General features: G+C 63.4%; 16 protein-coding genes. 9 read left to right on the top strand and 7 right to left on the bottom strand.

The genetic code is table 11. The features are described 5' to 3' along the window. Positions 1–183: 183 nt before the first annotated feature. The 5 genes from LOY50_RS18505 to LOY50_RS18485 form a co-directional block, all read right to left on the bottom strand. A complete protein-coding gene (locus LOY50_RS18505) occupies positions 184–1,560 on the bottom strand; it encodes a VOC family protein (protein ID WP_258688817.1) in 1,377 nt (458 codons plus the stop codon). An 88-nt stretch (positions 1,561–1,648) separates the two neighbouring features. Continuing rightward, on the bottom strand, positions 1,649–2,869 hold the full coding sequence (gene glcF, locus LOY50_RS18500) for a glycolate oxidase subunit GlcF (protein ID WP_258688816.1): 1,221 nt from the start codon (positions 2,867–2,869) through the stop codon (positions 1,649–1,651). A gap of 1 nt (position 2,870) precedes the next feature. Further along, a complete protein-coding gene (gene glcE, locus LOY50_RS18495) occupies positions 2,871–3,929 on the bottom strand; it encodes a glycolate oxidase subunit GlcE (RefSeq protein WP_258688814.1) in 1,059 nt (352 codons plus the stop codon). Further along, the gene (gene glcD / locus LOY50_RS18490; protein WP_253476400.1) at positions 3,929–5,428 is read right to left on the bottom strand and encodes a glycolate oxidase subunit GlcD; all 1,500 of its coding nucleotides are present in this window, start codon (positions 5,426–5,428) and stop codon (positions 3,929–3,931) included. Before glcD ends, glcE begins: the two co-directional genes overlap by 1 nt. 159 nt (positions 5,429–5,587) lie before the next feature. Beyond that, positions 5,588–6,517 carry an alpha/beta fold hydrolase gene (locus LOY50_RS18485; RefSeq protein WP_214510636.1) on the bottom strand — a complete coding sequence of 310 codons (930 nt, stop codon included), beginning with the start codon at positions 6,515–6,517 and terminating at the stop codon, positions 5,588–5,590. 297 nt (positions 6,518–6,814) lie between these two features. Between LOY50_RS18485 and LOY50_RS18480 the strand changes: the two genes are divergently transcribed. Both LOY50_RS18480 and LOY50_RS18475 read left to right on the top strand, forming a co-directional pair. Then, positions 6,815–7,900: a diguanylate cyclase gene (locus tag LOY50_RS18480; protein ID WP_253476390.1), complete on the top strand. Its 1,086-nt coding sequence runs from the start codon at positions 6,815–6,817 to the stop codon at positions 7,898–7,900. Positions 7,901–7,985: 85 nt separating this feature from the next. Further along, positions 7,986–9,224, top strand: coding sequence for a M20/M25/M40 family metallo-hydrolase (locus tag LOY50_RS18475; protein WP_258688812.1), 1,239 nt, complete (start codon positions 7,986–7,988; stop codon positions 9,222–9,224). A 336-nt stretch (positions 9,225–9,560) separates the two neighbouring features. Here LOY50_RS18475 and LOY50_RS18470 read toward each other — a convergent pair whose 3' ends face one another. Further along, positions 9,561–10,895 (bottom strand): substrate-binding domain-containing protein, encoded by a 1,335-nt coding sequence (locus LOY50_RS18470; RefSeq protein WP_253476386.1) that lies wholly within the window; start codon positions 10,893–10,895, stop codon positions 9,561–9,563. A gap of 201 nt (positions 10,896–11,096) precedes the next feature. Continuing rightward, positions 11,097–11,909 carry an exodeoxyribonuclease III gene (xthA, locus tag LOY50_RS18465; protein ID WP_003203684.1) on the bottom strand — a complete coding sequence of 271 codons (813 nt, stop codon included), beginning with the start codon at positions 11,907–11,909 and terminating at the stop codon, positions 11,097–11,099. Positions 11,910–12,166: 257 nt separating this feature from the next. On the opposite strand from xthA, the gene LOY50_RS18460 reads away from it, so the two are divergent. The 7 genes from LOY50_RS18460 to LOY50_RS18430 all read left to right on the top strand — a co-directional run bounded on the left by LOY50_RS18460 (position 12,167) and on the right by LOY50_RS18430 (position 23,392). Further along, a complete protein-coding gene (locus LOY50_RS18460; protein ID WP_258688810.1) occupies positions 12,167–12,829 on the top strand; it encodes an N-acetyltransferase in 663 nt (220 codons plus the stop codon). A gap of 65 nt (positions 12,830–12,894) precedes the next feature. Then, positions 12,895–14,622: an autotransporter assembly complex family protein gene (locus LOY50_RS18455; RefSeq protein ID WP_258688809.1), complete on the top strand. Its 1,728-nt coding sequence runs from the start codon at positions 12,895–12,897 to the stop codon at positions 14,620–14,622. Next, complete coding sequence (locus tag LOY50_RS18450; RefSeq protein WP_258688808.1) at positions 14,619–18,305, top strand: translocation/assembly module TamB domain-containing protein; 3,687 nt, start codon at positions 14,619–14,621, stop codon at positions 18,303–18,305. The genes LOY50_RS18455 and LOY50_RS18450 overlap by 4 nt, the downstream gene beginning before the upstream one ends. Positions 18,306–18,546: 241 nt before the next feature. Beyond that, on the top strand, positions 18,547–19,020 hold the full coding sequence (locus LOY50_RS18445; protein ID WP_058546840.1) for a MarR family winged helix-turn-helix transcriptional regulator: 474 nt from the start codon (positions 18,547–18,549) through the stop codon (positions 19,018–19,020). Beyond that, positions 19,017–20,486, top strand: coding sequence for an efflux transporter outer membrane subunit (locus LOY50_RS18440; protein WP_214510642.1), 1,470 nt, complete (start codon positions 19,017–19,019; stop codon positions 20,484–20,486). The genes LOY50_RS18445 and LOY50_RS18440 overlap by 4 nt, the downstream gene beginning before the upstream one ends. Positions 20,487–20,501: 15 nt before the next feature. Next, a complete protein-coding gene (locus tag LOY50_RS18435) occupies positions 20,502–21,698 on the top strand; it encodes an HlyD family efflux transporter periplasmic adaptor subunit (protein WP_258688807.1) in 1,197 nt (398 codons plus the stop codon). 164 nt (positions 21,699–21,862) lie between these two features. After that, positions 21,863–23,392: a DHA2 family efflux MFS transporter permease subunit gene (locus LOY50_RS18430; protein WP_258688806.1), complete on the top strand. Its 1,530-nt coding sequence runs from the start codon at positions 21,863–21,865 to the stop codon at positions 23,390–23,392. Positions 23,393–23,438 lie beyond the last annotated feature (46 nt).

Below are 23,438 nucleotides of genomic sequence, written 5' to 3'. Positions count from 1 at the left end.
GATCTGATATCGGCAAGCGCCTCCCTGCAGGCAAGCGAGAAAGCGCTCAAAGGCTTGCCCGGCTCATTGCAGCTACTCGCGACCCGATCAGACACCGCGATACCCGAGCCGGGTGGCCAAGAAAGGCGCGCCGCGCGCACGCCTCTCAGGCAGTTTTTTGCCGTTTTGTCCTTCGGCTTATTCCTACACGCCCAATGCAGCCCTGCACTCATCGATGGAGCGCTGTTGTGTCTGGGCGTACAAACCCAGCTCATCAATGGTCGCTCGTCCCAACGCCTCTTCGAAGGCCTGGCGATTGGACTGGCCGGCAAAATGACTCTGGGCGGCATCGCCGAGGTTCGACTGGAAAATACCGGCGGCGCTGACGGGCAGGAAGTCCTCGTACACCAAGGGTTCGGCGCGCAGGTATTGCTGCTCGAGCAAGTGCTCCAGGGAGGCCGCTTGTTCAAGTGTGCCCTTGGCGGCGAGGCCCTCGGGCGTGACGAAATAGCGGAAATACGCCAATGCCTGTCGGCGCAGTTCGTCGTGGTTGTCAGGGAATTCGACAAAGTGTTCGGCCATCAGCCGGTTGTAGCGTTCGGCGTTGGCTTCGTTGGGAAACTCTCCCAGCATGTCGCGCGCGGCGTTCAGCAATCGATCGTAGAGCGCGCGGCCCTTGGGCGTGAGGGCCGCGCCGCGTTGCTCGATTTCGCCGAAGCGGGCGCTGTGGCTGCCTTGGGACTGTGGCTGGTCGGTGAAGGCGACGGGTTCGTCGAGTGCCTTGAAACTGGTCTGGCGCAGCAGGATCGGGCATTGGCGACGGGGTGGGCCTTCGATCACGGCCTTGGGGGTAATGCCGTGCACGGGCATCCGGGCCTGGACGATGTCGATGTCCAGGGTACGGGGGGTCAGGTGATTGATGTGCGGGCCCTTGAACGCCACCACGTCGGCGATCAAGCGATGTTGGGCGCTCAGTTGCCGGTACTGTTCGGCGGTGACGGTGGCGCTGTGGTGCCAGCGAAAGGTTTCCAGAGCCTGTAGGACGAAGTCCTCAGCCTGGGACTCGCTCAGGCCACCCTGGTGTTCGGCCAGTTCAATGAGCTCAAGGGCCCTGGGGGTGAAGATCTGTCGTTTGTCCAACACCGACTCGGCAAAGGCCCGAAGCTCGGCGTTCTCGATCAGTTCCAGGCGCAGCAGCGAGGTAAACACCCGGAACGGACTGACCTGCAACGCGCTTTCGTGCACGGCGCGGAAGGCGGTGGAATGCACCGGCACCCCGGCAGGCGTGAGATCGTAGTAGCCCACCGGCTGCATGCCCATGACCGCGAACAGACGCCCCAGGGTCGCCAGCTCGGCGGCGGTGCCGACGCGGATCGCGCCGTGGCGTTCCAGGTCCAGGCGCTCGAGTTCGCCGGTGCTGCGCAGGTGTGCGGCCAGGACCGGGTCTTCGGCCAGCACTTGGGCGTTGGTGTGTTCCACCAGCCTCATCAGCGCGCCATACAGCGGCACCTCGTCGCGGTACATGTCGGACATCGCTCTGGAGAAGCGTTGGCGGATCAGGTCGGGGCTGACGAAGCTCATCGTAAGAATTCCTGGCGAGGGCTGTGGGAAAGTTGGACGAAAGATCGCAGCCTTCGCCGGCCCCGGCAAACGAAGAATCTTCAGGACTTCATTCTGCCAGGGACTGATCCACCAGCTCGATCCAGTGCCGCACGGGCGTGCGACCGGCGCCGTCGAGGTGGTTCTGGCAGCCGACGTTGGCGGTGACGATCAGCTCCGGCTGGCCGCTTTCCAGCGCATTGAGGCGGTTGTCGCGCAATTCCCGCGCCAGGGCGGGCTGGGTCAGCGAATAGGTGCCGGCCGAGCCGCAACACAAATGGCCGTCGGGCACCTCGGTGAGGTTGAAACCCAGCCGCGTCAGCAGCGCCTCGATGCTGCCGCCGAGTTTCTGCGCGTGCTGCAAGGTGCAGGGGCAATGCACGGCAATGCGCTGGTTCCTGGCCGCGCAGATCTGTTCCAGCGGTTCCTTGCCGAGCACTTGCACCAGGTCCAATGCCCGTTCGCTTACTTGTCTGGCCTTTGCGGCATAGCCGGGGTCATGTTCCAGCAGGTGCCCGTAGTCCTTGATGAACGCGCCGCAGCCGCTGGCCGTCTGGACGATGGCTTCAGCACCGTTTTCCAGGTGCGGCCACCAGGCGTCGATGTTTTGTCGGGCGCGGTCCAAGCCGGTGGCCTGGGCGTCGAGGTGATAATCCAGCGCGCCGCAGCAGCCGGCCTGCGCACAAGGGATCACGCTGACGCCGAGTCGATCCAGCACCCGCGCTGCCGAGGCATTGGTGTTGGGCGACAGGCCCGGTTGCACGCAACCTTCGAGCATCAATACCGTACGCCTATGCCGCAGAGGTGGGCGTTCGCCGTGAGGCGGGGAAGGGCGGGGCAACTTCGCGGTCAGGTTCGCTGGCAGCAACGGACGGAAGATCGCTCCAAGACGCAGCAGGGCCTTGAACCGCTCGGGGCTGGCGGCCAGGCTGCGCAGCCCCAGGCGCAGCGCACGTTGGCCGGCGGGGCGCGGTACGGCGTGATCGACCACCGCCCGACCGATGTCCAGCAGGTTGTGGTAATCCACGCCGGACGGGCAGGTGGTCTCGCAGTTGCGACACGACAGGCAGCGATCCAGGTGCAGTTGGGTGCTGGCCGTCGCCGGCTGGCCTTCGAGCACCTGCTTGATCAGGTAGATGCGTCCGCGCGGGCCGTCCAGTTCATCGCCGAGCAATTGGTAAGTGGGGCAGGTGGCGTTGCAGAAACCGCAATGCACGCAACTGCGCAGGATCCGTTCGGCTTCTTCGGCACGGGGCAGATTTTTGCTTTCCTCACTAAACCGAGTCTGCACGCTAGAACTCCGGATACATCCGACCAGGATTGAACAGCCCCAGGGGATCGAGCTGGGCCTTGAGTTGCCGGTGATAGCGCAGCAGCGCCGGGGCCAGTGGCTGGAACGGCGTGTCGCTGGCCCCCTGAAGATAGCAGGTGGCATGGCCGCCGACTTCATGGGCCAGGGCTTGCACCGTGTCGGCCTCGGTTTTCAACCAGCGTTGGGCGCCGGCCCAGTCGATCAACTGCGCGCCGGGCAGGGCGAGCGGCCCGGTATGGTTGGGCAACGACAGGCGCCACAAGGGCAAGCCTTCATCGAAAAAGGCCAACTGATGTTCATTGAGTGCCGTCCAGTATTGATCGTCGATCACCTCGCCACCGAAACGCTGATGAGCGGCGCTGACCGAGCCTTCGCCACCCTCCAGGCGCAGGTGCAGACAGCCGCCGTCATGACTGGCGGCGCTGATGGGCAGCGGTTGACGGCCCCATTCGGCGAGTTTTTCCAGGGCCTCGGCGCTGTCCAGTTCCAGGCGGATACTCAGGCTGTGACGAGGTTTGGGCAGGACCTTCAAGGAGACTTCGGTGATCACCCCCAGGCAACCGAAACTGCCGGCCAACAGGCGCGAGAGGTCGTAGCCGGCGACGTTTTTCATCACCTCGCCGCCGAAACGCAGCAACGTGCCGTGGCCACTGATCAGGCGTGTGCCCAGGACAAAGTCGCGTACCGAACCGGCCCATGGGCGACGCGGCCCCGACAGCCCGGCGGCGACCATGCCGCCGACCGTGGCGTCATCGCCAAATGCTGGCGGTTCGCAGGGCAGCCGTTGCCCCGCGGCGTCGAGGGCGGCCAGCAGTTCCCGCAGCGGGGTGCCGGCCCGGGCCGTGATGACCAGTTCGGTGGGGTCGTAGTGGACGATGCCACGATGGACGCGGGTGTCCAGCACTTCGCCGGCCACTTCGCGCCCCAGGAAGGCCTTGCTGTTCGAACCCTGGATACGCAGCGGCGTGGCGTTGGCCCGGGCGCGATTGACTTGTTCGAGCAGCAGGTCGCTGGCGTCCTGGTCGGCTTCGCGGCTCATCAGAAACGCTCCAGTTCGGGAAACGGCAGTTGCCCGCCATGGATGTGCATGGCACCGAATTCGGCGCAGCGGTGCAGGGTCGGGATGTTCTTGCCGGGGTTGAGCAGGCCTTGGGGATCGAACGCTGCTTTTACCGCGTGGAACAGGTTCAGTTCGTCGCTGTTGAATTGCGTGCACATCTGATTGATTTTTTCCCGGCCCACACCGTGTTCGCCAGTGATGCTGCCACCCACCTGGACACACAGTTCGAGAATTTTCCCGCCCAAAGTTTCGGCGCGCTCCAGTTCGCCGGGCTGGTTGGCATCGAACAGGATCAGCGGGTGCATGTTGCCGTCACCGGCGTGAAAGACGTTGGCGACGCGCAGGCCATGCTCGGCACCGAGGCTGGCGATGCGCTGCAGTACCTCGGGCAAGGCGCGTCGCGGGATAGTGCCGTCCATGCAGTAATAATCCGGCGCCAGGCGACCCACCGCCGGGAAGGCATTCTTGCGCCCGGCCCAGAATCGCAGCCGTTCGGCCTCGTCCCGCGCCTGGCGCACCTCGGTGGCACCGGCCTGCTCCAACACCTGGCGGACCCGTTCGCAATCGTCATGGACATCGGCCTCGACCCCGTCCAGTTCACACAGCAGGATCGCTTCGGCCTCCACCGGATAGCCGGCGTGGATGAAATCCTCGGCGGCGCGGATCGCCAGGTTGTCCATCATTTCCAGGCCGCCGGGGATGATCCCTGCGGCGATGATGTCGGCCACCGCTCGCCCGGCCTTGTCCACCGAATCGAAACTGGCCAGCAGCACCTTGGCGACCTGGGGCCGGGGCAGCAGTTTGACCGTCACTTCGGTGATCACCCCCAGCAAACCTTCGGAGCCGGTGAACAGTGCCAGCAGGTCCAGGCCCGGTGAATCCAGGGCTTCGCTGCCCAGGGTCAGGCGTTCGCCTTCGATGGTGAGGATTTCCAGTTTCAACAGGTTGTGCACCGTCAGGCCGTACTTGAGGCAGTGCACGCCGCCGGCGTTTTCCGCGACATTGCCGCCGATGGAACAGGCGATCTGCGACGAGGGATCCGGTGCGTAATACAGCCCGAACGGTGCCGCTGCCTGGGAGATCGCCAGGTTGCGCACACCGGGTTGAAGCCGCGCGGTGCGGGCGTCGGGGTCGATGTGCAGGATCTGGTTGAACCGCGCCATCACCAGCAACACGCCACTTTCCAGGGGCAGGGCGCCGCCGGACAGACCGGTCCCGGCACCCCTGGCGACCACGGGCACATTCAGCCCATGGCAGAGCTTGAGCAGCGCTTGCACCTGCTCGACGCGCCTGGGCAGTACCACCAGCAGGGGCGTGGCGCGGTAGGCCGACAGGCCATCGCATTCATAGGGCTTGAGGTCTTCCTCCTGGTGCAGGATGTCCAGGTCTGGAACCTGTGCCTGCAAGGCTTGAAGCAGGACCTGTTTGTCCACCTTGGGCAAGGGGCCGTCGAGGTGTTCGTCGTAGAGGATGTTCATGAAGTCGATACCCTGTAGGAGCTGACGAGTGTAACGAGGCTGCGATCTTTCCCCTGGCAATTGAGTCTTGAGCGAAAGACCCTATAGATCAAGATCAAAAGATCGCAGCCTGCGGCAGCTCCTACGGAGCCCCGCACAGGGAGATTCCTTGCATGACGGTCACTGCCCCAACCCCTTGAGGAATTCCCGGTACAGCGCCGCGGTTTTCCCCGGTCGTTCGACCATCGGCATGTGGCCGATACCGTCCCAGATTTCCACCCGCAAATCGGCGATGCCCTTGCTCCACACCGGCACGCTGCTGACGTCGATCAGCCGGTCCTTGCGCCCCCAGAGTAGCAGCGACGGGGCGCGGATGTCGGCCAGGCGCGGTTCCATCGGCGGGCTGGCGCGAAAGTCGACGAAGATCTCCGCCAGTTCATCGCGGCGCTGTTCGTAACGTTCGGCCATTGCCGCCAGCACCACGCTGGGCACCCAGGGCGGGGAGGCCATGGTCATTGCGTAGAACGGCGCGAAATCGTCCCGAGAGTCGACGAGGAACGGGTTATGCCCGGCGGCCAGGTGGCGTTCCATGTCGCTGGCCTGGGGGGCGGTGACGCCGGCCGGATCGATCAGCGCCAGGGTGAGCACGCGCTCGGGCGACGTGGCCGCCAGCCATGCGGCGAGGTAACCGCCCATGGAATTGCCGATCACATGGACCTTGTCCAGGCCACAGGCGTCGAGCAACTCGATGACCCGCCGGGCCTGGGTCGGGATGTCATAGCCGCCGCCAGCCTTGAAGCCGGTTTCGCCATGGCCGGCCAGGTCGGGCACCACCACCCGGTAGTCGCCGACAAAATGCCGGGCAAAGCGTAGCCAGAGATTCTTGTCAGCGCTGTAGCCATGCAGCATCAGGATGCTGCCGGACGCTTCATAGGGCCCGCCTTGCCAGGTCGATACGGTCATCTCGCTGATGGGGACGGTGATCTTGTGCAACCGGTAGAGACGTGCCTCCAGCGCCATGCCCATGTCGTACAGCACATGGCCGATGCCTGGATACGTCAACCAGCTCCAGGCGATAAACACGGCAAGGACTACCCACAACACCAGCATGTTTTGCCCTCCATGGGTCAGGACAGAATGGGATCGGCCAGTCTGAGCCGACGGGTCAGATACCGTTAAGTGAAGCTGAAACCCGAGCACATCGCGATGACATGGCGCATTTGCTTTGCTACTTGCTATGACAGCCGCCGGATGACTCATGTATAGCCAAGATCCGTGGCAGGGCCCGACATTTGAAGGAGAATAAATACCCCTTGATTCAGTGGTGGCTATTTGATGCCACCCTGATAGACTCCAAGCTACCCCCCCGTCCCAATGACTTGGAAAACCCGCGGTGCAGAGGTTCTTATGCAAAAAACGGGAAAGAAGGGACGGACGCTGGCCAGGAGGCTTTATATATCGCGCATCCTGGGCCTGACGCTGGGGTTGCTGTTGGTGAGTGTTGCCGTCTTTCCCCTCGAACCGGCGCCGTGGGTCTGGGGGTTCATGTTGTTCAACGGCCTGCTCTGGCCACATTTGGCCTACTGGTGGGGCCGGCGTTGCTCGAGGCCGTACTACGTCGAACACCTCAATTTACTGATCGATGCGGCGCTCGGTGGCTTCTGGGTCGTGGCGATGCAGTTCAACCCGCTGCCCACGGCCGTCACGCTGGCGATGATGGCGATGAACAATGTTGCCATTGGTGGCCTGCGTTTCCTGCTTATCGGGGTGCTGGCTCAAGTGGCCGGTATTGTCGTGGGCGTGCTGATCTTTCCGCTGACCAGCGTGCCCATGACCAGCCCGGCGCAGATCTACGCTTGTCTGCCGCTGCTGTGCCTGTATCCGATGGCGCTGGGTTGGTTCTGCTATCGCCAGGCCTACACCCTGGGCCGGCAAAAGCGCGAGTTGCTGGCCCTGAGTCGCACCGACAGCCTGACCGGCTTGCTTAACCATGGCGCCTGGAAAGATCGCCTCGACGAGGAGTTCCAGCGCTGCCAGCGTCACCCGAATGACGGGGCAGGGCGCGGCGCGATTGCGCTGATCGACATCGATCACTTCAAGGCCATCAATGACACCTATGGTCATGTCGCCGGCGACATCGTGTTGCGCCAGCTTGGCAAGATGCTCAAGCAAAACCTGCGCGCCGCCGATGTGGTCGGGCGTTATGGCGGGGACGAGTTCTGTGTGATTCTGCCGGACCTGACGCTCCACAACGCCGTGCAGGCCATGGACGGGTTGCGCGAGCGCTTTACCATGCTCAGCTATGAACAGAACCCGGCGCTGAAGGTGAGCCTGAGTATTGGCCTGGCGGCCTTCAACCCGGCTTATGGCGATGCGACCCATTGGCTCAATGATGCCGACCAGGCGCTTTACGCGGCCAAGACCGGCGGGCGCAACCGAGTCACTTGTTACCGGTATCGGCAGGTGTTGGAGAAATCGGCCATTTCTCCCTGAGGTGGTTACCTGCGGTCTAGAGCCTTGACCCATTGTCGGGTAGGGTGCCTATGGCACTCTTTCGATACGGAACAAGGATGAAATCATGATAATGACCGCTCTTCGCTCCCGTCTGGCCGTCAGTCTTGGCCTGAGCCTGGCCCTCGGCGCCTTCGCCCCCGGTGCTTTCGCACAGCCCCATCAACAAGTCCTGAGCGACGCCGAACAGTACAAGGGCGAGGCCCTGAAACTGCTCGAGCGGTTGGTGAACATCGACTCTGGCTCAGGCTATGTGCCGGGGTTGACCCAGGTCGGTGATATTGCGATCGATGAATTGACGAAGTTGGGCGCCACCATCGAAAAGGTGCCTAACTCGGACGGCACCCAGCACATCCTGGCGACCCTCAAGGGCACCGGCAAGGCAAAAATCCTGCTGATGGCCCACATGGACACGGTATTCAAGGAAGGCTCGGCTGCCGAGCGTCCCTTCCACATCAAGGATGGCCGGGCCTATGGGCCGGGAGTGATGGATGACAAGGGCGGCATCGTTGCCGGGATCTATGCGCTGAAGGTGCTCAAGAACCTGGACTTCAAGAACTACGCGCAGATTACTTTCCTGCTCGACGCCAGCGAAGAAACCGGCTCGGACGCCGCCACCGACCTGATCAAGAAAACCGCCAAGGCCCATGACGTGACCCTCAACCTCGAACCGGGTCGCCCGGCCGATGGCTTGGTGGTGTGGCGCAAGGGCAGTGCCACGGCGCTGGTGGAGGTCAAGGGCAAGGCGTCCCACGCCGGTGTCGCGCCGGAACTGGGGCGCAATGCGGCGATGGAAGCCGCGCACCAGATCTTGCAACTGGGCAAGCTTGGCGATGCGGAAAAGAAAACCACCATCAACTTCACGGTGATCAAGGCCGGCGACCGGACCAACGTGATCCCCGACCAGGCGAGCGCCAAGGCGGATGTGCGGGCGGCGGTGCCGGAAGAGTTCGACCGCATCGAAAAAGACCTGGCCCGGGTGTCGCAGGACAAGTTGATCGCCGACACCGAAGTCACCACCAGCCTCAAGCGCGGCCTGCCACCAATGCCGCAGACGGCGGAGTCGGACCGGTTGATGGCCATGGCCCAAGGCATCTATGGCGAACTGGGGCGCAAACTGACGGAAGAAGGCAGCGGTGGAGCGGCGGATGCCAGCCTGTCGGCCGGGGTTGGCACGCCGACGCTGGATGGTTTTGGCATTGTCGGTGGCAACATTCATACGCCGGAGGAATACGCCGAAGTCGAGAGTGTGGTGCCGCGGATTTACCTGTTGTCGCGGATGATCATGGAGTTGGCTGGGCGGTAAAGCGCTATGTCGTCCTGTGGGAGCGAGCTTGCTCGCGAAGCGATCTGTCTGTCGGTCAAGTATTGACTGACACGCCGCCTTCGCGAGCAAGCTCGCTCCCACAGGGGAAATGTGCTGCAAGACTCGGTGGTTCGCTCCTACGCCGATGGTAATACAATAAACACAAGGTTTTTGTGGCGAGGGAGCTTGCTCCCGCTCGGCTGCGCAGCAGTCGTAAAACCGGTTGGCGCGATTTGCCTGGAGGACCGCGTCAGCTCATGTTGGGGCGGCTGCGCCACCCAGCGGGAGCAAGCTCCCTCGCCACAAAAGCGGGTTCGTCTTTTGATGGCGCCGTGTCTAGTAAACCCAAACCTCCACCCGCCGATTCTTGACTCGGCCTTCATCCTCGCTGTTGGCTGCCACCGGCATCAATGCGCCGAACCCCCGTACCTCTCGCAGTGCCACACCGTATTTGACCAGTTCCCGGCGCACCGCCATGGCCCGCAGCTTGGACAGAAGGTCGGCCCGCGCCGGGTCGTCCTTCGCGTCGCCAAACCCCACCAGTGTCACGCGTCGATCGGTTTTGCCATGCTGCTTTATATAGTCGAGCACGCGGCCCAGATCCTGGTGGGCCTTGTTGTCCAGGCTGGCGCTGCCTTCTTCGAAGCGAAAATTCACGGTCAAGCGTTGGGCGTGGCGGCTCAGGGCCTGGTAACCCTCGGGCATCAAGGCATTCGGCGTGACGGCCATGGCCTGGACGGTCTGGGCGATAAACCCGTTGGCGGCGACGATGGCCTGGCCTTTGTCGCTTTGGGTGAACGCCACCAGCGCCTCGGCCCACGGGTTGGTTGCCTGGGGCGGCAAATAAAAGAACAGGCGCCGGGACAAGGGGTAGTCCTCGGTGGCGATCAGGTTGTTCAACGGCAACATGGGTTGGGAGTCACCGTCGACAATCGCCAGTGCCTTGGCCTGGCGCACATAGGGCAAACCGATGAAGCCGATGCCTTGCGGGTCCTGGCTGACAGCGTCGGACAACTGTTCGCTGGATTCGAAGCGCCGTGTTGAAGGATCCAGCCGTTTGCCCTGTCGGCCGAGGACCAGTTCCTTGAAGGTATCGTAGGTGCCGGACTGTTCATCCCGGGCATAAAGATGAATCGGCCCACCGACGCCGCCCACGGCCTCCCAGGTTTTCACCTCGCCACTGAATATCCGCGCCAGTTGCACGGTATCGAGCTGACGCAACGGGTTCTGTGGATGAAGAATAATCGCCAGGCCATCAATGGCGATGACCTGCTCGGCGGAGGGACTTTTCAGGTCGCCCAGGGACGACAGTTCCTTCAGCTCACCGTCCTTGATCGGTCGTGAAGAAGCGGCCAGGTCGGCGTTGCCCTGCTTGAGGGCGGCGAAGCCGGTGCTGGAGCCGTGGGCCGCGATGTCCACTACCACCCGCCGGCCGTCGACGGTCTGGCCGACGATGCGCTGCTCGTTATCGCGACCGGTGATTTCGCTGCTGACCCTGAGCAGTCCCTGATCTTCCATCAAGCCCCTGACCACAGCCGGCCCGAGCGCCGCACCGATGGTGTTGGAACCTTGGAGGCGCAGGGCCGGGCCCTGTTCGGGAATGGGCAAACTGCCGGCCGATGCCATGAACGGCAGCCAGAGGCCGATGAAAAAGACAACGCGCAGCCGCATGCCGGCACCTTCTGAACCCGAGGAAGTGCCGGAAGATTAAGTCAGTCAGGTTACTGAAAGGTGACAGGGTTGCGACGGGGCACCGAAGTCCAATGTGGGAGCGAGCTTGCTCGCGATGACGGCGGCACATTCAGGATCAATGTGACGGTTAGACCGCTATCGCGAGCAAGCTCGCTCCCACAGGGGTTTGGTGTGATGCGGTCAGCTCAACTGCAACCAGATCGGCGCATGATCCGACGGTTTTTCCATGCCCCGCAGTTCGTAGTCCACGCCGGCGTCCTTGACCCGTGGCAGCAGGCCGTGGGAGGTGAGGATCAGGTCGATGCGCAGGCCGCGCTTGGGCTCGTCCTCGAAACCGCGGCTGCGGTAGTCGAACCAGCTGAAGCGGTCGGTGACGTCCGGGTTCAGGTGGCGGAAGCTGTCCACCAGGCCCCAGTTCTTCAGGCGGGCCATCCATTCGCGTTCTTCCGGCAGGAAGCTGCATTTGCCGGTTTTCAGCCAGCGCTTCATGTTGTCCGGGCCGATGCCGATGTCGCAGTCTTCCGGGGAAATGTTCACGTCACCCATCACCACCACCGGCTGGTCGTTGCTGAAGCGGCTTTCCAGCAGTTGCTGCAAATCGCTGTAGAAACGTTCCTTGGCCGGGAATTTGGTCGGGTGGTCGCGGCTTTCACCTTGTGGGAAATAACCGTTCATGATGGTCACCGGCACGCCATTGGCATCGGCGAAGGTGCCCCAGATGAAGCGCCGCTGGGCGTCCTCGTCGTCGCCCTCGAAGCCCTTGTACAGGCTCAGTGGCGCCTGGCGGGAGAGCAGGGCGACGCCGTAATGGCCCTTTTGCCCGTGGTAATGCACGTGGTAGCCCAGGGCCTGCACCTCGGCCAGGGGAAATTGTTCGTCGTGGACCTTGGTTTCCTGCAGCCCGATCACGTCCGGCTGGTGCTTCTCGATCAGCGCCGCCAACTGATGGGGACGGGCGCGCAGCCCGTTGATGTTGAAGGAGACGATCTTCATGGTCGGCTGTCCTGGCAAAACTGCGATGCTAGCTGACATGTCGGAACACGGCCAGCGTGGCAGTAGGACAAATGCACTGCTAATGTCCTGTGGCGAGGGGATTTATCCCCGTTCGGCTTTGTAGGAGCTGGCGAAGCCTGCGATCTTTTGATCTTTCGCTTGGGATTCAAGCGCCTGTGGAAAGATCGCAGCCTCGTTGCACTCGGCAGCTCCTACAGGGCTCATTGCCAAGCCTCGCCCCCAGGAGATCCAACGTCATGCCTGAAACCGCCACCGCCACCGCCACCGCCATCGCCGACATCCATATGCTCGACAGCGGTTATTCCCGTGAAGCCCGTTCGTTGCTGTACCAGGCCTATCGCCACGAGCCGACCTTCAGCTACCTGTTCGAATCCGAGCGTCCCGGTTATGAACAGCGAGTACGGGCCACGGTGCGTGAGCTGGTCAAGCAGCACTTTCTCCAGGATCTGCCGGCCATCGGCTTGCTGGTCAACGACCGCCTGATCGGCATCGCCCTGATCGCTCCGCCGCAGCGGCGCCTGGGCATCACCGAAAGCTGGGCCTGGCGCCTGCGCATGGTCTTGAGCACTGGTTTTCGTTGCACCCGGCGCTACCTGGAATACCACGCGGCAGTGCTGGCCTGCCTGCCGTCGGATGCGGTCCATGTATTGCCGCTGCTGGGCGTGCACCCACATTTCCAGGGCAAGCATTTCGGCGAGCAGTTGCTCGAAGCGGTGCATAACTGGTGTGCGGTGGACGAGCATTCCCAGGGCGTGGTGCTGGACACCGGCAACCCGCGTTACCTTGAGTTTTATAAACGCCAGGGTTATGAGGAAATCGGCGAAGTGGCGGTAGGACCGATCCGCGAGCACGTGTTCTTCCACGCCAACCCGCAGGTTCTGCAAAGCGCAACGGCATAGTCAGGCGAACTTTTGCGAAATGTCCGGCTCTATCAAGCACCTACGCTCGTGATAGCATCCGCGCCATGAACCTCTCAGGAAGAATGACCAGTGGCGCGCTCTTGCTGTCCCTCAGCTGCGTGGCGCTGGCAAACAGTGAATTGGAAGTACGGGTCAAGCCGTCCAACGATGAACTCAAGGCCAACGTAGAAGGTTACATCGGCAGTGTGGGTGATCGTGACGAGGAGGCGTTGCTGCGCTTCAGCCGTGGCGCCGAGGAGCAGGCGCGCAGGGCCGCCCAGGCGCTGGGCTACTACCAGCCGCAGATCGACAGTGAGGTCAAGGGCGGCAAGGACCCACGCCTGGTGCTGACCATCGACCCCGGCGAGCCTGTGCATTTGCGCAACGTCACCGTGCGCATTGATGGCCCGGCGGCATCGCTCAAAGCCTTTCGCGTACCCAGCAACGCCGCCCTCAAGCCCGGCGCGGTGCTCAACCATGGTCGCTACGAAGACGCCAAGCGAATCATCCAGAACCAGGCCTCGCGCTATGGTTTTTTCAGCGGGCGCTTCACCCGGCAGAAGCTGTCGGTTGACCCCCAGGCGGGCATCGCCGACATCGAACTGATTTACGACAGCGGCCCGCGCTATGCCTTGGGCCCGGTGAGTTTCGAGGGCGACACGCCGTTCGACGAAGACCTGCTGCAGCGCATGGTGCCGTTCAAGGCCGGCACGGCGTACGACTCCGAGCTCATTGCAGAGCTCAACCAGGCCCTGCAATCGAGCGGTTATTTCGAAGGCGTCCGGGTGGATGCCGCACCGACGGCGGCCACCGACAACGTGATCCCGGTGGCGGTCAGGCTCGACACGCGCAAACCGCGGACCATGGGCCTGGGCCTGGGTTTTTCCACCGATGTCGGCCCACGGGTCAAAGCCAACTGGACGCGCCACTGGGTCAACCCCCAGGGCCACAGTTATGGCTGGGAAGCGGAAGTGTCGGCGCCCCGGCAGAACGTCGGCTTGTGGTACGACGTGCCGTTGGATCCGCCATTGACTGACAAGATACGTTACGCCGGCGGTTATCAATATGAAGAACTGGCCGGCACCGACAGCCTCAGCAAACTGCTCACCGTGGGCCCGGAATGGCACAGCAAGTTGCCCAGCGGCTGGCAGCGGGTGGTGTCGCTCAAATGGCAGCGCGAGGAATATCGCCTCGGCGACGATGCGGGCCTGAGCACATTGCTGATGCCGGGCCTCAGTTATTCCTACCTGCGCAGCGACAACCGCATCGATCCGCACAACGGCTACCGCTTGCAGTTCGACACCAAGGTCGCCAAGGAAGGGCTCGGCTCGGACAACAACCTTTTATATGGCACCGCCATGGTCAAGGGCCTGACCACGGTGTTCGACAAGCATCGCTTGCTGGCGCGGGCGCAGATCGGCGGCAGCGCCACCAATGGCTACAAATCCATCCCGCCGTCCCTGCGCTTTTTTGCCGGTGGCGACCAGAGCGTGCGGGGTTACGACTACCAGAGCCTGTCGCCGGAAAACGCCGAGGGCGACCGTATCGGTGGTCGCTACATGGTCGCCGGCAGCCTCGAGTATCAATATTCAATCGCGGAAAAATGGCGGGTGGCGACGTTCATCGACCAGGGCAACTCGTTTAACAGCCTCGAACTGCCGAGCCTCAAGACCGGCGTGGGCGTCGGCGTGCGCTGGGTTTCGCCGGTGGGCCCGATCCGCCTCGACCTGGCCCATGCGATGGACGACGACGGTGGCATCCGCTTGCACTTTTCCATGGGGCCTGAGCTGTGACGCGTGGTTTGAAGATAACGCTGCTGGCGCTCGTCGGGGTGCTGGTGGCGGTCGTGCTGGCCTTGAGTGTTGTGCTGGGCACGGCATTCGGCAGCCGCTGGGCCCTCGGCCTGGTGCCGGGGCTGACCGTGGAGAATTTCCAGGGCCGGCTGGGTGGACAGTGGAGCGCCGATCACCTGCTGTGGCAGCAGGACGCCAGTCGGGTGGAGGTGGATCGGTTGATATTCGCCTGGTCGCCGCTGTGCCTGGCGCGCATGACCCTGTGCGTCGAACAGCTCAAGGCCGACCAGGTCGCCTTGCAATTGCCAGCCTCTGCCGATGAACCGAGCAACGGCCCGATCAGCTTGCCGGACCTGGACTTGCCGCTCGCCATCGAACTGGGCGATGTGCAGGTCGGCAGCCTGTCGCTCAACGGCAGCGAGCAGCTCAAGGGTCTGCAATTGGTTGCCCGTTGGACCGCCGAGGGCATGCGGATCGATTCGGTGCAATTGCAGCGCGATGAGCTGAGCCTGAAACTCTCCGGCCTGCTGAAGCCGGGTGGCGACTGGCCGTTGAGCGCCGAGGGCCGGTTGACCTTGCCGGCACCGGGCGCCACGCCCTGGGCCCTGGACCTGAAAGTCGACGGCAACCTGCTCAAGACCCTCAACCTCAAGGCCGACAGCAGCGGTTACCTGCAAGGCCAGTTGAGCGGTGAACTGCAACCGCTCGCGGACAACCTGCCCGCCAAGGTGCGCATCAGCGCCGACGGCTTCAAGGCCAGCGCCGATCTGCCCGACACGTTGTTGCTCAATCAGTTGGAATTGACCGGCGAAGGCGATCTGAAAAACGGCTATCAACTGCTCGGCAAGGCGACGCTGCCCGCCGAAAAAGGGCCGGTGGCGTTGTTGCTGCAAGGCACGGTGGACGCCAATGGCGCGCAGATCGCCGGCCTGGATCTGGATGCCGGCGATCAGCAAAGCCTGAAGCTCAGCGGCCAATTGGACTGGCGCGAAGGCCTGCGCGCCGAGGCGAAAGTCGCCTGGCTGGATTTCCCCTGGCATCGCCTCTATCCGCTGATCGATGAGCCACAGGTGATGCTGCGCAGCTTTGACGGCGAAGTCTCTTACACCGATGGCCAATACCTGGGCAACTTCCAGGCCTCGCTGGACGGGCCCGCCGGAGCCTTCAGCCTGGGCAGCCCGTTCAGCGGCGACCTGACGCAAATCCACTTGCCGCAGCTCAAGCTCGCGGCGGGGCAGGGCAAGGCCGAAGGGCACCTGAGCCTGCAATTTGCCGATGGCATCGCCTGGGACACGGCGCTGCAACTGTCGGCCATCAACCCGGCGTATTGGCTTGGCGAACTGCCCGGGACCCTGGCTGGGCCATTGCGCAGCAAAGGGATGATGAAGAACGAGCGCCTCGACCTCGACGCGGACCTGGACCTCAAGGGCAAACTGCGTGGCCAGCCAGCGGTGCTCCAGGCCAAGGCCAGCGGCGCTGGCGAGCAGTGGAAGCTCAGCGCGCTGGACATTCGCCTGGGGGATAACCGCATCAACGGCAGTGCCAGCCTGCAAGAGAAACTGACCGGCCAGATCGACATCAAGCTCGCACGCCTCGCTCAGCTCTGGCCGCAATTGCGCGGCCAAGTCGTCGGCCGTGTCGACGTGGCCGGCACGCTCAAGACCCCCCAAGGCAAGCTCGGCCTGCAAGGTACGCAACTGGCCTTCCAGGACAACCGCCTGCAAAGCCTGAACCTGGACGCGGTCCTCGACAGCGCCCAGCGCGGCAAGCTCGACCTCAAGGCCAGCGGCATCCGCGTCGGCGAAACGTCACTGGGCGTGCTGACGGTCAGCGGCCAGGGTGATATCAAACAGCAGAAGCTCAACCTGGACCTGCAAGGGCCGCAGCTCGACACGACCCTGGCCCTCGATGGCGCGCTCGACCAGGGCAATTGGCGCGGGCGCCTGGCCAGCGGCGACGTGCAGGCCGGCGGTCAAGCCTGGCGCCTGCAAGCCCCAGCGAAACTGGAGCGCCTGGCCGACGGCACGCTCAACGTCGGCGCGCATTGCTGGCGTTCCTTTGATGCCAGCCTGTGCGGTGAAGACCAGCGGCTGATGCCGGAGCCAAAGCTGCGCTATCACCTCAAGCAATTCCCCATCGAAAGCCTGGCCCAGTGGATGCCCAAGGATTTTGCCTGGCAGGGCCGGCTCAACGCGGACCTGCAACTGGACCTGTCGGCCAGCGGTCCGAATGGTCGGATCCTGGTGGACGCCAGCGGCGGTACTTTACGGATTCGGGACAAAGACGGCGATAAGGCGCAATGGCTGGACTTCCCGTACCAGACCCTGACGCTTAACAGCCGCCTGACCCCCAAGCGCATCGACACCGACCTGAATTTTGTCGGCGCCAGGCTCGGCGAACTGATGCTCCAGGCACAAATCAACCCCATACCGGCCAGCAAACCCATCAGCGGCTCGTTCCGCCTGACTGGCCTGGACTTGTCCGTGGCTCGGCCATTCGTGCCGATGGTGGAAACCCTCACCGGTCACTTGAACGGCAGCGGGACTTTGTCCGGTGGTTTACTCGCGCCCCAGGTCAACGGCAACCTGGTGCTCAGCGACGGCGAAGTGTCTGGCCCGGAACTGCCGGTCAGCCTCGAAGCCTTGCAGATGCGAGCAACGATTACCGGCGAAGCGGTGCAGCTCAATGGCAATTGGAAAAGCGGCAAGAGCGGGCAGGGCAGCTTGAACGGCAACATCGGCTGGGGCGACGCCCTGACCATGAACCTGGCGCTCAAGGGTTCGCAACTGCCGGTCACCGTCGAGCCTTATGCGGTGCTCGACGTGGCGCCGGACCTCAACATCACCATGCAGGGTGAGCGGCTTTCCATTGCCGGCAAGGTCCTGGTGCCCAAAGGCGAGATCACCATCCGCGAACTGCCGCCGTCCACCGTCAAGGTGTCGGATGACACGGTGATCGTCGGCCACCAGACCGAAGAGGGCAAGGCGCCGCTGGCCATGGCGATGGACATTGACGTGATCGTCGGCCAGGACAAACTCGCGTTCTCGGGTTTCGGCCTGACCGCCAACGTGCAGGGCCAGGTCCACATCGGTGACAACATGGACACCCGCGGCGAGCTCTGGCTCAACGACGGTCGTTATCGGGCCTACGGGCAACGGCTGACGGTGCGACGGGCGCGGCTGCTGTTCGCCGGGCCCATCGACCAGCCCTACCTGGACATCGAAGCGATCCGCCAGACCGACGACGTGATCGCCGGCATCCGCTTGAGCGGCAGCGCCGAGCAACCGACCACGCAAATCTTCTCGGAACCGGCCATGAGCCAGGAGCAGGCATTGTCCTACCTGGTGCTGGGCCGGCCGCTGAGCACTACCGGCGAGGACAACAACATGCTCGCCCAGGCGGCGTTGGGCCTGGGGTTGATGGGCAGCTCGGGGGTGACCACCAGCCTGGCCAATAACCTGGGGATCGAGGATTTCCAGCTCGACACCCAGGGCAGCGGCAATGCCACCAGCGTGGTCGCCAGCGGCAACCTGTCGGAAAAACTCAGCCTGCGCTACGGCGTTGGCGTGTTCGAACCGGCCAACACCATCGCCCTGCGCTACAAGCTCAGCAAGAAGGTCTACCTCGAAGCCGCGAGCGGCGTCGCCAGCTCGCTGGACATCTTCTACAAACGCGATTTCTAACCTTCCCCAACCCCCCCCTTTGTGGGAGCGGGCTTGTGTGGGAGCAAGGCTTGCCCGCGATATAGGCAACTCGGTCTATCAGTCGAACCGAGGTGATGCTATCGCGGGCAAGCCTTGCTCCCACAGGACCAGCTCCCACACACTTCATGTGAATAGCAAGCTAACTATTCGATTGACATTTGCTGCCTAAGCAGTAATATCTCGACATACATTCACTGCCTAGGCAGCAAACGGTGGTCAGATGAAGCATTTCACCCCAGACAACTTTCACAATTGCCATCTCGGCATGCTGCTCGGCCGTACCGCGCTGCTCAAGGACCGGATCATCGACACTCATATGGAACCCGTCGGCATCACCGCCGCGCAGTTCAAGGTGTTGATCATCATGGCCCAGTACGGCATCGAGACGCCGGCCGAGCTGTGTCGTTACCTGTCCCTGGACAGCGGCTCGATGACGCGGATGCTCGATCGCCTGGAGCAGAAAGGTTTCCTGGCCCGTGAACGCTCCGCCCAGGACCGCCGGCAAGTGCGCCTGGTGCTGACCGAAGCCGGCCAGGCCCTGGCCGATCGCCTGCCGTTTATCGGTGCCGAGGCCATGAACCAGTTGGCCAGCGCCATCAGCCCCGAGGAGCTGCAAACCCTCGAACAGATCCTCAAGAAAATTCTGCTCGCCGCCGGTGACCCCATCACCGTGTCGCGAATGGGGGAAAAATGAAGCGTAAAACCTTGCGTACCCGATTAAGCCTGGTGGTCTTGGCCATGAGCCTGGCGGGCTGTGCCAGCTACAGCGGCCTGAAGACCGAAGGCGTCAGCCTGGAGGCCCAGAGCCTCAAGGCCGGGCAATCCCTGAACGGCGTCACGCTGTCGCAGGCCGCGTGGCCGAAAAGCGATTGGTGGAAGAGCCTCGGCGACCCGCAACTCGACGGCTTGATCCGTGAAGCCCTGCGCGATAGCCCGGACATGCAGATCGCCAGCGCCCGGGTGCATCAGGCCAGTGCCGCCGCCTATGCCGCCAACGCGGCGCGCCTGCCGACCCTCGATGCCAGCGGTGGCGCCAGCCGTTCGCGGCTGTCCCGTGACCAGGACCCGCAAGGGCAGGGCGGGGCGTACAGCACCCTGCGCACGTTAGGTGTGGACTTCAATTACAACTTCGACCTCTGGGGTGGCCAGCGTGCCGCCTGGGAAGCCGCCCTCGGCCAGGCCCGCGCCGCCGAGATCGATCGCCAGGCCGCGCAACTGACCCTGGCCGCCGACGTGGCCCGGGCCTATAGCGACCTGGGCCAGGCCCACATTATTCATGACCTGGCCTCCGAGGACCTCAAGCGCACCCGGCAGATGCTCGACCTGGGCAAGCGCCGCCTCACTGCCGGGATCGACAGCGAATACCAGTTCCAGCAGACCGAAAGCCTGGAAGCCAGCGCCGACGCAACCCTGATCGACGCAGAGAAACGCCTGCAAAGCGCCAAGATCGCCCTGGCGGTGTTGCTGGGCAAAGGTCCGGACCGCGGCAATGAAATCCCCCGGCCCAACGTGCTGCAAGCCAGCGCGGTCGCCTTGCCGTCGAACCTGCCGGCCGAGTTGCTGGGGCGGCGTCCGGACCTGGTCGCGGCACGCTGGCGGGTCGAGGCGGCGAGCAAGAACATCGAGGCCGGCAAGACCAACTTCTACCCCAATCTCAACTTGAGCGCAGCCGCCGGAACCCGGTCGTTGCTGGGCGATGCGATGTTCGGTTCGGCCAGCCGCTTCTTCAATGTGGGGCCGACGGTGTCGCTGCCGATCTTCGATGGCGGCCGCTTGCGGGCGGACCTGGATGCCCGGGACGCCGATTACGACCTGGCGGTGGCGCAATACAACAAGAGCCTGGTCACGGCCCTTGGGGATGTCAGCGACACCATCAACCAATTGCGTGACATCGCTCGCCAGATCGGCGCCCAGCAACATGCCACCGATATCGCACAGAGCTCCTACGACACGGTGGTCCAGCGCTACGGCTCGGGCATCGGTAATTACCTGGACGTGTTGAGCATCGAGCAGCAATTGCTCCAGGCCCAGCGCCAACTGGCGAACCTGAATGCCGACCAGATCGATTTGTCGATCCAACTGATGCAGGCCCTGGGCGGCGGTTTCGAGGCCCAGACCCTGGCGGCGGCCACCCCGGCCGCGACCACGCCAAATAACTGATTCGAGGTACTTGTCATGGCGACTGCCGAAACGACTCAATCCGAACATGCGCAAGACAGCAACCCACGCAAGCGCAAGGTCATGCTGCTGACACTGACGCTGCTGGTCATTCTTTCGGGCCTGGGCGTCTGGGCCTGGTACGAACTGTATGGTCGCTGGAGTGAAAGCACCGACGATGCCTATGTGAACGGCAACGTGGTGGAAATCACGCCGCTGGTCACCGGCACCGTGGTGAGCATCGGGGCCGACGACGGCGACCTGGTGCGTGAAGGCCAGGTGCTGGTGCAGTTCGACCCGAACGACGCCGAAGTCGGGCTGCAAAGTGCCCAGGCCAACCTGGCCCGGACCGTGCGCCAGGTGCGTGGTTTGTACAGCAACGTCGATGGCATGCGGGCGCAGGTCAATGCGCAAGAGGCCGAAGTGCAGAAGGCCCAGGAAAACTACAGCCGACGCAAGAACCTGGCGGCCGGCGGGGCGATTTCCAAGGAGGAACTGTCTCACGCCCGGGATGACCTGACCTCGGCGCAGAATGCCTTGGCCAATGCCCGGCAGCAGCTCAAGACCACCAGCGCCTTGGTGGACGATACCGTGGTGTCGTCCCATCCCGACGTGCAGTCCGCCGCCGCGCAACTGCGCCAGGCCTTCCTGGCCAACGCCCGCAGTACCTTGATCGCACCGGTCACCGGTTATGTCGCCAAGCGCACCGTGCAACTCGGCCAACGGGTGCAGCCGGGCACGGCGTTGATGGCGGTGATCCCGCTGGATCAGCTGTGGATCGACGCCAACTTCAAGGAAACCCAACTGCGCGACATGCGCATCGGCCAGCCGGTGGACATCGAAGCCGACCTGTACGGCAGCGATGTGAAGTACAGCGGCACCATCGACAGCCTTGGCGCCGGGACCGGCAGCGCGTTTGCCTTGCTGCCGGCGCAGAACGCCACCGGTAACTGGATCAAGATCGTCCAGCGGGTGCCGGTGCGCATTCACATCAATGCCCAGGAACTGGCCAAGCATCCGCTGCGGGTCGGCCTGTCGACCCTGGTCAACGTCGACCTGCACGACCAGAGCGGCCCGGTACTGGCCCAGCAGCCACCGCAGAAAGCCTCGTTCAGCACCCAGGTCTACGACCAGCAGTTGACCGATGCCGACGCGATGATCGCCCGCCTGATCCACGACAACAGCGCAGTGGCCAGCAAGACGGTGCAGCGCTAGTCAGCTACAGCGTTGAACCTGTGGGAGCGAGCTTGCTCGCGATTGCGGCGGGCCAGCTTGCATCCTGGGGACTGGCATACCGCTATCGCGAGCAAGCTCGCTCCCACAGGGTTTGTGTCTTGCCCTAAGGGATTTCGCCACCTTCGCTTCATAGGATTTTCGCAATGAGCAATAACGCGTCTTTCACGCCGCCCAGCCTGTTGCTCAGCACCATCGGGCTGTCGCTGGCGACGTTCATGCAGGTGCTCGACACCACCATTGCCAACGTCGCCTTGCCGACCATTTCCGGCAACCTGGGTGTCAGCTCGGAGCAGGGCACCTGGGTGATTACCTCGTTCGCGGTGAGCAACGCCATCGCCTTGCCGCTTACCGGCTGGCTGAGCCGGCGGTTTGGCGAGGTGAAGCTGTTTTTGTGGGCGACGATGCTGTTCGTGCTCGCGTCGTTCTTGTGTGGTATTTCCACCTCGATGCCGGAGCTGATTGGCTTTCGTGTACTTCAAGGGCTGGTGGCCGGGCCGTTGTACCCGATGACCCAGACGTTGCTGATTGCCGTGTACCCGCCGGCCAGGCGCGGCATGGCCCTGGCGTTGCTGGCGATGGTCACGGTGGTGGCGCCGATTGCCGGGCCGATCCTCGGCGGCTGGATCACCGACAGCTACAGCTGGCCGTGGATCTTCTTCATCAACGTGCCCATCGGCGTCTTCGCGGCGCTCGTGGTGAAACAGCAGCTCAAGGCGCGGCCGGTGGTCACCAGCCATCAACCGATGGATTACGTGGGGTTGATCACGCTGATCATTGGCGTCGGTGCGCTCCAGGTGATCCTCGACAAAGGCAACGACCTGGACTGGTTCGAATCGAATTTCATCATTATGGGTGCGCTGATTTCGATCATTGCCCTGGCGGTGTTCGTGATCTGGGAAATGACCGACCGTCACCCGGTGGTCAATCTCCGGCTGTTTGCCTATCGCAACTTCCGCATCGGCACCATCGTGCTGGTGGGGGGCTATGCCGGGTTCTTCGGCATTAACCTGATCCTGCCGCAGTGGTTGCAGACACAGATGGGCTACACCGCGACCTGGGCCGGGCTGGCGGTGGCGCCCATCGGCATCCTGCCGGTGCTGATGTCACCCTTCGTCGGCAAGTACGCCCACCGGTTCGACCTGCGTGTGTTGGCCGGGCTGGCGTTCCTGGCCATGGGGCTGAGCTGCTTCATGCGTGCCGGGTTTACCAATGAGGTGGATTTCCAGCACATTGCGATGGTGCAGTTGTTCATGGGCATCGGCGTGGCGCTGTTCTTCATGCCGACCCTGAGCATTCTGATGTCGGACCTGCCGCCGCACCAGATTGCCGACGGCGCGGGGCTGGCGACGTTCCTGCGGACCCTGGGCGGCAGCTTTGCCGCGTCCCTGACCACCTGGATCTGGATCCGTCGGGCCGACCAGCATCACGCCTACCTGAGTGAAAGCATCAGCACTTTCGAGCCGGCCACCCGCGAAGCGCTCAACCAACTCGGTGGCGCGAGTGCCCCGGCCTATGCCCGGCTTGAGCAGGTCCTCAACAGCCAGGCATACATGCTCTCCACCGTGGATTACTTCACGCTGCTGGGGTGGGCGTTCATGGGGTTGATCATGCTGGTATGGCTGGCGAAGCCGCCGTTTGCGGCGAAAGCTGGGCCTGCATCGGCGGGGCATTGATCCAGAAGTGGAATGCAGTCCACTGAGGAAGCGAGCTTCTGTGGGA

This window comes from Pseudomonas sp. B21-010 (assembly GCF_024749325.1).
Taxonomy (GTDB): Bacteria; Pseudomonadota; Gammaproteobacteria; order Pseudomonadales; family Pseudomonadaceae; genus Aquipseudomonas; species Aquipseudomonas kilonensis.
The sequence above is the reverse complement of the archived record's forward strand: the minus strand, read 5'-3'. Positions and strand labels throughout refer to the sequence as shown.

Coding starts and splice junctions, on each gene's coding strand:
- LOY50_RS18480 (WP_253476390.1), top strand. CDS start 6,815: ATGCAAAAAACGGGAAAGAAGGGACGGACGCTGGCCAGGAGGCTTTAT.
- LOY50_RS18445 (WP_058546840.1), top strand. CDS start 18,547: ATGAAGCATTTCACCCCAGACAACTTTCACAATTGCCATCTCGGCATG.
- xthA (WP_003203684.1), bottom strand. CDS start 11,909: ATGAAGATCGTCTCCTTCAACATCAACGGGCTGCGCGCCCGTCCCCAT.
- LOY50_RS18440 (WP_214510642.1), top strand. CDS start 19,017: ATGAAGCGTAAAACCTTGCGTACCCGATTAAGCCTGGTGGTCTTGGCC.
- LOY50_RS18475 (WP_258688812.1), top strand. CDS start 7,986: ATGATAATGACCGCTCTTCGCTCCCGTCTGGCCGTCAGTCTTGGCCTG.
- glcD (WP_253476400.1), bottom strand. CDS start 5,428: ATGAACATCCTCTACGACGAACACCTCGACGGCCCCTTGCCCAAGGTG.
- LOY50_RS18505 (WP_258688817.1), bottom strand. CDS start 1,560: ATGAGCTTCGTCAGCCCCGACCTGATCCGCCAACGCTTCTCCAGAGCG.
- LOY50_RS18430 (WP_258688806.1), top strand. CDS start 21,863: ATGAGCAATAACGCGTCTTTCACGCCGCCCAGCCTGTTGCTCAGCACC.
- LOY50_RS18455 (WP_258688809.1), top strand. CDS start 12,895: ATGAACCTCTCAGGAAGAATGACCAGTGGCGCGCTCTTGCTGTCCCTC.
- LOY50_RS18435 (WP_258688807.1), top strand. CDS start 20,502: ATGGCGACTGCCGAAACGACTCAATCCGAACATGCGCAAGACAGCAAC.
- LOY50_RS18485 (WP_214510636.1), bottom strand. CDS start 6,517: ATGCTGGTGTTGTGGGTAGTCCTTGCCGTGTTTATCGCCTGGAGCTGG.
- LOY50_RS18470 (WP_253476386.1), bottom strand. CDS start 10,895: ATGCGGCTGCGCGTTGTCTTTTTCATCGGCCTCTGGCTGCCGTTCATG.
- glcE (WP_258688814.1), bottom strand. CDS start 3,929: ATGAGCCGCGAAGCCGACCAGGACGCCAGCGACCTGCTGCTCGAACAA.
- LOY50_RS18460 (WP_258688810.1), top strand. CDS start 12,167: ATGCCTGAAACCGCCACCGCCACCGCCACCGCCATCGCCGACATCCAT.